Origin of the sequence: Phormidium sp. FACHB-1136 (assembly GCF_014697375.1) — a bacterium.
In the GTDB taxonomy this organism is placed as follows: Bacteria; Cyanobacteriota; Cyanobacteriia; order Phormidesmidales; family Phormidesmidaceae; genus Nodosilinea.
The window spans coordinates 44947-55494 of sequence record NZ_JACJRS010000034.1; the positions used below are offsets into that span (position 1 = coordinate 44947).

Here is a 10548-nt window from a genome sequence, read left to right on the forward strand (position 1 = left end):
TATTATTGCCTGCCAAGAATAGCGCCACCCAATAGAATTTCTTTAGCGGGGGGAAGTCTTTTTTGCTAGGCTAGCTTAACGACTTTTAAAGGATAGGACTATGCAACTTGGTCGCGGCAAAACCGTTCGCAGAGCCTACGGCATTGACGAAATCGCCCTCGTGCCCGGCCCTAGAACCCTAGATCCCTCCCTGGCGGATACACGCTGGCAAATCGGCGGCATGGAGCGGGAAATTCCCATTATTGCCAGCGCCATGGATGGGGTTGTGGATGTGGCCATGGCCATTCATCTCTCGAAACTAGGAGCCCTTGGGGTGCTCAACCTAGAAGGCATTCAAACCCGCTATGCCGACCCCAACCCCATCCTCGACAAGATTGCCTCGGTGGGCAAAGACGAGTTTGTGGGGTTGATGCAGCACCTCTATGCCGAGCCCATCAAGCCCGAACTCATCACCCAGCGCATTCAGGAAATCAAAGCCGGGGGAGGCATCGCCGCCGTCAGCGTTACCCCCGCTGGGGCGGCTCGCTTTGGCCCAACCATTGCCGCTGCCGGGGCCGATCTGGTCTTTGTGCAGGCCACCGTGGTGTCCACCGCCCACCTCTCCCCCGAATCCATTGCGCCCTTGGATTTAGCGAATTTTTGTCAGACCATGCCCATGCCTGTGATTTTGGGCAACTGTGTCACCTATGAAGTAGCCCTCAACCTGATGAAGGCCGGAGCCGCTGGCGTCCTAGTGGGCATTGGCCCCGGTGCCGCCTGTACGTCCCGTGGGGTGTTGGGCGTTGGTGTACCCCAAGCTACCGCCGTCTCCGACTGCGCCGCCGCCCGCGATGCCTACTTCCAGGAAACCGGACGCTACGTCACCATCATTGCCGATGGTGGCCTAGTCACCGGGGGCGACATCTGTAAGTGCATTGCCTGCGGTGCCGATGGGGTGATGATTGGTTCTCCCTTTGCCCGTGCTGCCGAAGCCCCAGGCCGAGGCTTCCACTGGGGCATGGCCACCCCTAGCCCCGTGCTGCCCCGTGGCACCCGCATTCGGGTAGGTACCACCGGAACCCTAGAGCAAATTCTGCGCGGCCCCGCCCAACTCGATGACGGTACCCACAATTTCCTAGGAGCCCTGCAAACCAGCATGAGCACCCTGGGCGCGAAGGATCTCAAGGAAATGCAGCAGGTTGAAGTGGTGATCGCCCCCTCCCTGCTGACGGAGGGCAAAGTCTACCAAAAAGCCCAGCAGCTTGGCATGGGGAAATAACTCTTAACCCCAGATCCTTAGCCTTAAGCCTGAAGCCTCAGGTCTGATAAGTTGCCCCCGGTTTGGGCGCGTAAGGAGCCCAAACCCCTACAGGCGAATGGGTTAGATTTAGACGTAGCGCATTACCCCACTTTCCGAAATCCCCCGCTTTACAGAGTGGCAGATTTCGGATTGTCCACGGTACAATGGGAAAAAGCGGAGACGAAAGTTTCCGTTCACTCCTCACACCACACTCCGCCTGGGCCTTTGGGTTCAGGCGGTTTCTTTGGGGGCCGTTTCTTTTTGTATGGCCAGCGTTTAAAGGGGTGGTTTTTGGCTATGGTAAGATGGCGTGTGTTTAAGAAAGGCAAGGAAGACTAGGCATGGCAGCCGCTCAGGTCACAGATTCTACGTTTAAGCAAGAAGTCCTCGAAAGTACCGTTCCCGTCCTGGTAGATTTTTGGGCTCCATGGTGTGGCCCCTGCCGGATGGTGGCTCCCGTGGTCGAGGAAATTGCCGAACAGTACGACGGCAAGGTGAAGGTGGTCAAGGTTAACACCGACGAAAACCCCCGAGTGGCCAGCGATTACGGCATTCGCAGCATCCCCACCCTGATGATCTTCAAAGAAGGGCAGCGGGTGGATATGGTGGTTGGGGCCGTCCCCAAAACCACCCTGGCTAACACCCTAGAAAAGTATCTCTAGGCTTCAGCTTATCCCGCTAAATTTCGCCCATTTCCAAGGGGCTTTGTCCCTCATTCTAAGCACCTGCTTCCTGGCGAGGCAGGTGTTTTTGCTGGATGCCGCCGCCGATGAGAACACCCTCCGGCCCGATAACAATTCTCGGTAGAATAGAACACTGCCCATTTATTTCCAGTCCTATGGTTACGACCCCTTCGACGCTTCCAGCCCATATCCAGGCCGATATGGCGATCTTGCTAGAGCATTTATCCACCCTGGAGCATGGCAAGCTGATTCGGCAGGTGCTAGAGACCATCCTGCGGATGATGAGCCGCGAGTCGGATCGCCTGGACTGGAAGATTCTCAACTATGCGCTGCTGGATATGGAGCAGGGCTTCCAGATTTTTCATCCCTACCGCCACACCCGCAAAATCACCATTTTCGGCTCTGCCCGCATGGGATCCGACAATCCCGACTATGTCTTGGCCCAGCAATTTGCGGAGCAGGTGACCCAACTGGGCTTCATGGTGATGACCGGAGCCGGGGGCGGCATTATGGAGGCGGGCAACGCCGGGGCAGGGCCAGAGAATTCCTTTGGGTTGAACATTCAGCTTCCCTTCGAGCAGGGGGCCAACCCGGTGATGACCGACAACCCCAAACTGGTGAACTTCAAGTATTTCTTTACCCGCAAGCTGTTTTTTATTCGTGAGAGCGATGCCCTGGCCCTGTTCCCCGGTGGCTTTGGCACCCAGGACGAGGGGTTCGAGTCCCTAACGCTGATTCAAACGGGCAAGGCCGACCCAATGCCCGTCGTGCTGATCGACCATCCCGGCAGCAACTACTGGAAAGACTGGGACACCTACATTCGGAATCACCTGATGGAGCGCGGCTTGATTAGCCCCGACGATCCCAGTCTCTACACCATCACCGACAACGTAGACGATGCCTGCCATGCCATCAGCAGCTTTTATCGGGTTTACCACTCCTGCCGCTATGTGGGAGATCGACTGGTGCTACGCCTCAAAGGCGAGTTGCCCGATGCGGCAGTGATGCTACTCAACGAAGAGTATGGCGACATTCTGTCCAAGGGCCAGATTGAGAAGTCGGCAGCGCTCCCGGAGGAAAAAAACGATGAAACCATCTCCCTACCCCGGCTGGTGCTGCACTTTAACCACCGAGACTTTGCCAAACTCCACCAATTGATCCGACGGCTGAACGACCTGGGCGATGGGCGTCCCGAAATGGAGCATCCAGAACGGAAATAACGCTCCGCCCCTTTCTGGCTGGGTTGAATCTCGGCACAATGGAACAGATCTATTTTTGAAGGATGTGAAAGCCATGCGACTCCTACATACCATGCTGCGAGTGGGCGATCTGGAACGGTCGCTGAAATTCTACTGCGACGTGCTGGGGATGCAGCTCCTGCGCAAGAAGGACTATCCCGGTGGCGAGTTTACCCTGGCTTTTGTGGGCTATGGCGACGAGGCCGACCACACCGTCCTCGAACTCACCTACAACTGGGGAGTAGAGTCCTACGACTTGGGCACCGCCTACGGCCACATCGCCCTGGGGGTAGACGACATTTACAAAACCTGTGAGCAAATTAAGGCCATGGGCGGCCATGTGGTACGGGAACCTGGCCCCATGAAGCATGGCTCGACAGTCATTGCCTTTGTGCAAGACCCCGATGGCTACAAGGTGGAACTGATTCAACTGGGCACCTCCGCAGGCACCACCAAGGCCAGCTAGTTCCGATCCTAAAACCCGGTGCCCTGATTGCCCAACCCATCGACCATGAGGTCTCCTCGCTCGCTGATACCGGGGGCAAACAAGCCGGATTGGTATCAAAGCTTTTTGACGGTGCGCCAGCCCGTCAGCCCGTTTTCTATACCCAGGTCAGTCCCTAGGCTTCAAATCCTGGTATTTCTCTATACCATTCGCCCAGACTATAGGTCACGCTTATTTCTACCATCGAAAAAAAGTTAGGCTGACAGGCTACCGCTTTAGGAAAGTTATGTTAACTTAAGTTACAGGATGTTGAATTGTTTGCCCTCTATCCTCTAGGAGTTACTCACCATGGAAAACAACGAAAGCAAATTTGGCTTCGTGGCCTTTGCTGAAACCTGGAACGGTCGTCTGGCCATGCTGGGCTTCGTCATCGGCGTTGCTACCGAGCTGCTCACTGGTCAAGGTATTCTGTCTCAAATCGGCTTGATGTAAGCCCCTCGGCTTCGCTGGGCGACGATTTCCAAAGATTGCCTAGGTCGTCCGTAAAGCCATCGCTTAAAACCGTGAGAATTGTAGGGAAGCCGTCACTGGCTTCCCTTTTTCGTGGTGGTCTGGTGATACCCAATCCGGCTCGGCTGCCCCCGGTATCAGCGGGTGAGGAGACCTCACCCCTACGATTTAATGGGTTGGGAATCGGGGGATAGGGGTCGGATTGGGGATGAGACCCTTGGGACTGACTGGCCCTAGGGCAGGGCGGCGATTTTAATCACATCGGGATAGCCCGGATTGCCATGGATCACCACCTGGCGCTGGTTGGTATGGAGGTGGCGCACCAGGGCGTAGATGATTTCGATGTCGTCGGGATAGCCCGCCTTGGCCGCGAGTTCCTTCAGGCTGAGGGCTTCGGGGCTTTGACGCAGGGTCTCGACGATGGCGTTTTGCACCTTTAGCACCTCGGCGGCGGCTTTTTTGCCCGCTTCCACACCGGGCTGGTGGTAGGCGTTGATGTTCACCAGGGAGGCATACAGCCCCACAGCCCTCTCGTAGAGGGCGATCAGGGCACCGACGGTGTGGGCGTTGACTTCGGGGATGGTGATGGTGATGGATTCGCGGGCGTTTTCGTAGAGGGCCTTGCGGGTGCCCTGCAAAAAGCCGCAGAGATAGTCGCCAGAGGTAATCCCCGGTTCCAGTTCGATGGAATCCCTGGATCGATCCTTCAGCACCTCAATGAAGGTGACGAAGAAACTGGGCAGGCCGTCCCGCAACTGTTGGACGTAGGCGTGTTGGTCGGTGGAACCCTTGTTGCCGTAGACCGCAATGCCCTGGTAGACCAGATTGCCGTCGAGATCCTTTTCCTTACCGAGGGATTCCATCACCAACTGCTGGAGGTAGCGGCTGAATAGCAGCAGGCTGTCTTTGTAGGGCAGCACCACCATGTCTTTGTCGCCCTTGCCGTTGCCCGCGTAGTACCAGGCTAGGGCAATTAGGGCGGCGGGGTTGCGGCGCAGGTCGGGGACGCGGGTGGCGGTATCCATCTCCTTGGCCCCGCCCAGGATGGAGCGAATGCTGATGTTTTGCAGGGCGGCGGGTAGCAATCCCACGGCGGACAGTTCCGAGGTGCGGCCCCCCACCCAGTCGCGCATGGGGAAGGTGGCTAGCCAGCCCTCTTGGATCGCCTGGTTTTCCAGTTGGCTCCCCCGTCCGGTGACGGCCACCGCCTGTTTGGGGAAATTCAGCCCCTTGGCTTTAAACTCGTCCATTACCTCCAACATGCCGTTGCGGGTTTCGGGGGTGCCGCCGGATTTAGAGGTAACAATCACCAGGGTGGTAGGCAGCGCGTCCTCCAGCTTGCCGAGGATGCGGTCGATGCCTTCGGGGTCGGTGTTGTCGATGAAATGAATGTTCAGAGGCGGAAAATCTGGCCCCAGGGCTTGGGCGACAAACTGCGGCCCTAGGGCCGATCCGCCAATGCCGATGGAGAGGATGTCGGTAAAGCGAGGCTGGCCCGGTGGCGCAATATTTCCGGTGCGTACCTGGCTGGCAAAGTGCTCGATCTGCACCAGGGTATCGAGGATGTCTTGCTTCAGTTCGGGGGTGGGGGCCAGTTCGGCGTTGCGTAGCCAGTAATGGCCCACCATGCGGTTTTCGTCGGGGTTGGCGATGGCTCCAGCCTCTAGGGCAGCCATATCTGCAAAAGCCTTGGCAAAGCGGGGCTGCATGTCGGCCAAGAAGGCATCATCAAACCCCATGCGGCTGACATCAAGGTAAAAGCCCAGCCCTTCGTGGTAGTAGAGCCAGTCTTTGTAGCGTTGCCAAAGAGCCGCTGCCGTCATCGTGATTCTTCCTTGTACGAACCCCATGCTCTATTAGTGTACTGAAGGGGCGCTCTTTCGTTCTGTGCAATTTCGGCCCAATTTCCGCAGAATTGTGGCCCAAGAACCGATGGGAAAGCCCAACCTGTCCTAGAAAAGCACACCCCTCAGCCGTTGGCCTAGGAGAGGTGTGCCTTGGCAGCACGCAGACGGGTGGACATGCTGCGGATCACCTCTAGGGCAAAGAGGGGGGTTTCCTGCACCAAAAACTTGAAGTGGGTTTTATCCATAGCGGCCAGCTTGCAGTCGGTTTTGGCGACGGCGGTGGAGGCCCGCAGGGGGGGATCTTGCACTAGCGCCCCTTCCCCAAACACGTCCCCGGCCTGGATAGTCTCGAAGACCTTGCCGTTGACCATCATGTCCACTTCGCCCTCGATCACGCCGTACATGACCTGGCCCGTGGTGCCAATTTCAAAGATGGTTTCCCCCGCTTTGAACAGATGAATATCGGGGGCTTTCGTAAAGAGCGAAATGGCATGGGCCGGATTCAGCATGGCGTCGCCTCTCAACAGTTCTCAACAGTGTGGATACACAGATATCGCTGCCATTCTATAGCGGCAACCGAGTCGGCGGGTTAACGTCACTTTAAGCCCCTGGGAGCATGGCCCTTGCTAGGGTCCTAGGGAGAACGTGGTCTGGGTCACAATCTGCCACAATCTTCAACGATCCCCCTTGTCAAGGTGTACCCTCCGGCCCAAACTGTAGATGTGCAAACTAAGGTCATCCGTGGGGATCAACGAGGAAGCGTCGTGAAATCAGTATTGGCGATTATTTTGGGTGGGGGTGCCGGCACCCGGTTGTATCCATTAACCAAGTTTCGGGCCAAGCCAGCGGTTCCCCTGGCCGGGAAGTATCGCCTCATTGACATCCCGGTAAGTAACTGCATCAATTCCGAAATTCATAAGATTTATGTTCTGACGCAATTCAATTCCGCCTCCCTCAACCGCCATATTTCGCGGGCCTACCAGTTTTCCCACTTCACGGAAGGCTTTGTAGAAGTGTTGGCGGCTCAGCAAACCCCCGATAGCCCTAGCTGGTTCCAAGGCACAGCGGATGCCGTGCGGAAATACCTCTGGCTGTTCGAGACCTGGAATGTGGATGATTTCCTGATTTTGTCCGGGGATCATCTCTACCGGATGGACTACAGCCTATTTGTGGAACGCCACCGAGCCACCAATGCGGATATCACCCTGTCCGTGGTGCCGATTGGCTATAAGCAAGCCTCGGAATTTGGCCTGATGAAAATCGACGGCACCGGGCGCGTGGTGGATTTCAGCGAAAAACCCAAGGGTGACGCCCTAGATCGCATGAAGGTGGATACCACGGTCCTCGGCCTCACTCCCGACCAGGCCAAGGAACAGCCCTTCATCGCCTCCATGGGGATCTATGTCTTCAAAAAGCAAGTTCTGATCGACCTACTGCGTAAGGGTCTGGATCAAACCGACTTTGGCAAAGAAATTATTCCGGCTTCGGCGCGGGATCACAACGTTCAAGCCTACCTGTTTGATGGCTACTGGGAAGACATCGGGACGATTGAGGCATTCTATGACGCGAACCTGGCGCTGACCATGCAGCCCCAGCCGCCCTTCAGCTTCTACCACGAAGACGCCCCCATCTACACCCGTTCCCGCTATCTGCCCCCCAACAAACTCCAGGATTGCCACATCACCGAATCCAGCATCACCGAGGGCTGCATTCTCAAGAATTGTCGCGTCCACCATTCCGTCATCGGTCTACGCCAGCGCATCAATGCCAACTGCGTCATCGAAGATTCTCTGCTGATGGGGGCCGACTACTACGAACCCCTCTCGGAAAGTAGCCAGCACCTCACCCGCAGCAAAGTGCCCATGGGCGTGGGCGAAGGGTCGGTGATTCGTCGCGCCATCATCGACAAAAACGCCCGCATTGGCCGCAACGTGCAGATCGTCAACAAAGAAAACGTCCAAGAGGCGGAACGGGAAGACCTGGGCTTCTATATCCGTAGTGGCATCGTAGTGGTGCTGAAAAATGCCACTATCCCCGACGGCATGATCATCTAGTGTGGCGGTGGGGTCGATGGTTTTTGCTGGCCTTTTTGACGGTGCGGCTGTGGTTTTGGGTTGGGGCTTTCCCTAATCCCGACGAAGCCTACTACTGGCTGTGGGGTCAGCATCCCAGCTTTTCCTACTACGACCATCCCCCCTTTCACGCCTGGGTACAGGGGCTTTTTTCAACCCTGCTCGGACGGTCTACCTGGGTGCTGCGGCTGTCGAACCTGGTCAGCAACGGGATTTTGGCCGTTACCCTTTACCGCGTGGGCCGCTATCTCTATGGCGAGGACGGCGAAGATCGGCTGTGGCTGATGATTTTGCTGCTGGTGGCATCGCCGCTGTTTTTCCTATTTTTGGCGATGGCATGGCACGACCACTGGCTCGTCACCTTGGCCGTCCTCAGCAGCTTTGATTTTGTCCGGTTTGTGGATGGCTACCAGGCCGATGGTCACGGAAAATCCCGCCCCCTCTACCGATCTGCCCTGTTTTTAGGCTTGGCCGGACTCAGCAAATACAATGCCGTCTTTGTGGGGCTGGGCTTTTTGGTGACGCTGTTGACCCAGCGATCTTTAAGACGGTTGTTTTTGGATTTCCGACTGTACCTGGCCTTGGGGATCACAATTCTAACCCTGTCTCCCATTCTGATTTGGAACTGGCAGCAGGGGTTTGCCTCCTTTCAGTTCTATGGCGAGCGCACCAGCGACAACGGATTAACCCTAAATGTCCTGCAACCGCTGGTCTTTTTGCTGCTTTGCGCCCTCATCCTTGGCCCTATTCACTCCTGGGGGCTGTGGCGCATAGGGCGACGGTGGCGACGGGTCAACCAAACTTTTGTGCGACCTTCTCTTTATCCGGTGGTGGCAGGGTGGATTTTTGCTCTTTCGACGGGTACCTTTGTCGCCCTCTCCCTGGTTTCCGTGGCGCTGTATTACTGGAATATCCTGGCCTACCCGCTGCTGTTTCCCCTGCTGGCGGATCGCTTCTATCGTCCCAGTAGATTGCCAGATTCAGATCAGGCTGACACGAGTTATGGGGAGATCCCACCGAGTCAACCCCGTCAACTCCAGGATCAGCCGGATCGAGATGGGTTATTGCCTCTTCGCTATCCCCGTCAGATGATTGCGGCTCAAGGGTTAGGGCTGTTTACCGTGGTGGTTCTAACCATTCACTACACAATCATTCCCATCACCGCTCTGTTTGGGCCAGCCGATCATGACAGTGCCGCCCTCTTTGGCTGGGATGCTATCGCCGCCGCCGTCACCGCCCAGGCCGAACCCCTAGATAATCCGCTGCTGTTGACCACGGATTACCGATCTGCTGGGGCGTTGGCTTACCAGTTGGATAACCCTAACGTCCTCGCCATTTCGGGCCGCATTGACCAAACCGACTTTTGGTATGACATTGAAGCCTTGGATGGACGGGATGCGGTACTGTTGGGAGAAGATTGGCACCCGATTTGTCCCGCCCACTTGGCTATGTTTGAACGTACAGGATCGTCCCAAACCCTCACCATTCGGCGTTTTGGTCGCCCGATTCAGACCTACCACCTCGTCACGGGCTACGGACTGCGGGCTAAGGACATTGGTTCTCCCCTCGATCCCGCCTATCCCCTGGCCTTCACCACCGACGGCGAACGCTGCCAGCCGGATGCGCCCTGAAGCTTGCCCAGTCCGGCAGATCACGATTCGGTTCACCACAGTACAGCCGACAATGCGACAATGGGGCAGACTGAATTCAGCGTTTGAGAGATTTTCTATGCGTTCTGACCTACAACAGGCTTTGGCCAACCAAACCGCCCTCAAAATCATTAGCGGTCTCACCAACTTCAACGCCGCCCATGTGGTGGATATTGTGAAGGCGGCTGATCAGGGTGGGGCCACCTTCGTAGACATCGCTGCCGATGCGGAACTGGTGCGTTTGGCCAAGGCAGCGACCGACCTGCCCATTTGCGTTTCTGCCGTCGATCCCGCTGCCTTTTTGGCACCCGTGGCCGCTGGGGCGGATCTGATCGAAATCGGCAACTTTGACGCCTTCTACGCCCAAGGTCGCCGCTTTGAGGCCCCTGAAGTGCTCGACCTCACCCACCGCACCCGTGCCCTGCTGCCGGAAATCACCCTCTCCGTCACCGTGCCCCACATCCTAGCCCTAGATGAGCAGGTGGCCCTGGCCGAAGCCCTGGTCGCCGCCGGAGCCGACATCATCCAAACCGAAGGCGGCACCAGCAGTCAGCCCACCCACCCCGGCACCCTGGGCCTGATCGAAAAAGCCGCTCCCACCCTGGCCGCCGCCTACGAAATCTCCCGTGCCGTGTCCGTGTCCGTGCTCTGCGCTTCTGGTCTGTCCGATGTGACCGCCCCCATGGCCATTGCCGCCGGGGCCGCTGGCGTGGGCGTAGGTTCCGCCGTCAACAAGCTGGATAACCCCCTGGCCATGGTCGCTGTGGTTCGCAAACTGGCCGAAAGCCTGCAAACCGCCAAGGTTGCCGCTCGCGCCTAGGTCTG

At 57.2% G+C, this 10548-nt stretch carries 10 protein-coding genes; 8 read left to right on the forward strand and 2 right to left on the reverse strand.

From position 1 onward, the window contains the following. The first annotated feature begins 100 nt into the window (after nucleotides 1-100). The 5 genes from H6G62_RS12230 to H6G62_RS12250 all read left to right on the forward strand — a co-directional run bounded on the left by H6G62_RS12230 (nucleotide 101) and on the right by H6G62_RS12250 (nucleotide 4137). Nucleotides 101-1258, forward strand: a complete 1158-nt coding sequence (locus H6G62_RS12230) for a GuaB3 family IMP dehydrogenase-related protein (protein WP_190495466.1) — start codon at nucleotides 101-103, stop codon at nucleotides 1256-1258. Nucleotides 1259-1620: 362 nt separating this feature from the next. Continuing rightward, complete coding sequence (trxA, locus tag H6G62_RS12235; RefSeq protein WP_190495468.1) at nucleotides 1621-1941, forward strand: thioredoxin; 321 nt, start codon at nucleotides 1621-1623, stop codon at nucleotides 1939-1941. A 176-nt stretch (nucleotides 1942-2117) separates the two neighbouring features. Further along, nucleotides 2118-3182 (forward strand): LOG family protein, encoded by a 1065-nt coding sequence (locus H6G62_RS12240; RefSeq protein ID WP_190495470.1) that lies wholly within the window; start codon nucleotides 2118-2120, stop codon nucleotides 3180-3182. 73 nt (nucleotides 3183-3255) lie between these two features. Beyond that, nucleotides 3256-3666, forward strand: coding sequence for a lactoylglutathione lyase (gene gloA, locus H6G62_RS12245; RefSeq protein WP_190495472.1), 411 nt, complete (start codon nucleotides 3256-3258; stop codon nucleotides 3664-3666). Nucleotides 3667-3993: 327 nt separating this feature from the next. Next, on the forward strand, nucleotides 3994-4137 hold the full coding sequence (locus H6G62_RS12250; RefSeq protein ID WP_190495474.1) for a chlorophyll a/b-binding protein: 144 nt from the start codon (nucleotides 3994-3996) through the stop codon (nucleotides 4135-4137). A gap of 251 nt (nucleotides 4138-4388) precedes the next feature. On the opposite strand, the gene H6G62_RS12255 is transcribed toward H6G62_RS12250, so the two are convergent. Next, the gene (locus tag H6G62_RS12255; RefSeq protein WP_190495476.1) at nucleotides 4389-5978 is read right to left on the reverse strand and encodes a glucose-6-phosphate isomerase; all 1590 of its coding nucleotides are present in this window, start codon (nucleotides 5976-5978) and stop codon (nucleotides 4389-4391) included. A gap of 158 nt (nucleotides 5979-6136) precedes the next feature. Beyond that, nucleotides 6137-6511 carry a cyclic nucleotide-binding domain-containing protein gene (locus tag H6G62_RS12260; RefSeq protein ID WP_190495482.1) on the reverse strand — a complete coding sequence of 125 codons (375 nt, stop codon included), beginning with the start codon at nucleotides 6509-6511 and terminating at the stop codon, nucleotides 6137-6139. A 255-nt stretch (nucleotides 6512-6766) separates the two neighbouring features. Between H6G62_RS12260 and H6G62_RS12265 the strand changes: the two genes are divergently transcribed. The 3 genes from H6G62_RS12265 to H6G62_RS12275 all read left to right on the forward strand — a co-directional run bounded on the left by H6G62_RS12265 (nucleotide 6767) and on the right by H6G62_RS12275 (nucleotide 10543). Next, entirely contained in the window at nucleotides 6767-8056 is a 1290-nt protein-coding gene (locus tag H6G62_RS12265; protein ID WP_190495484.1) for a glucose-1-phosphate adenylyltransferase, read from the forward strand. Continuing rightward, nucleotides 8056-9705 (forward strand): glycosyltransferase family 39 protein, encoded by a 1650-nt coding sequence (locus tag H6G62_RS12270; RefSeq protein ID WP_190495485.1) that lies wholly within the window; start codon nucleotides 8056-8058, stop codon nucleotides 9703-9705. Before H6G62_RS12265 ends, H6G62_RS12270 begins: the two co-directional genes overlap by 1 nt. A gap of 97 nt (nucleotides 9706-9802) precedes the next feature. Next, nucleotides 9803-10543, forward strand: a complete 741-nt coding sequence (locus H6G62_RS12275; RefSeq protein WP_190495487.1) for a DUF561 domain-containing protein — start codon at nucleotides 9803-9805, stop codon at nucleotides 10541-10543. Nucleotides 10544-10548: the final 5 nt, after the last annotated feature.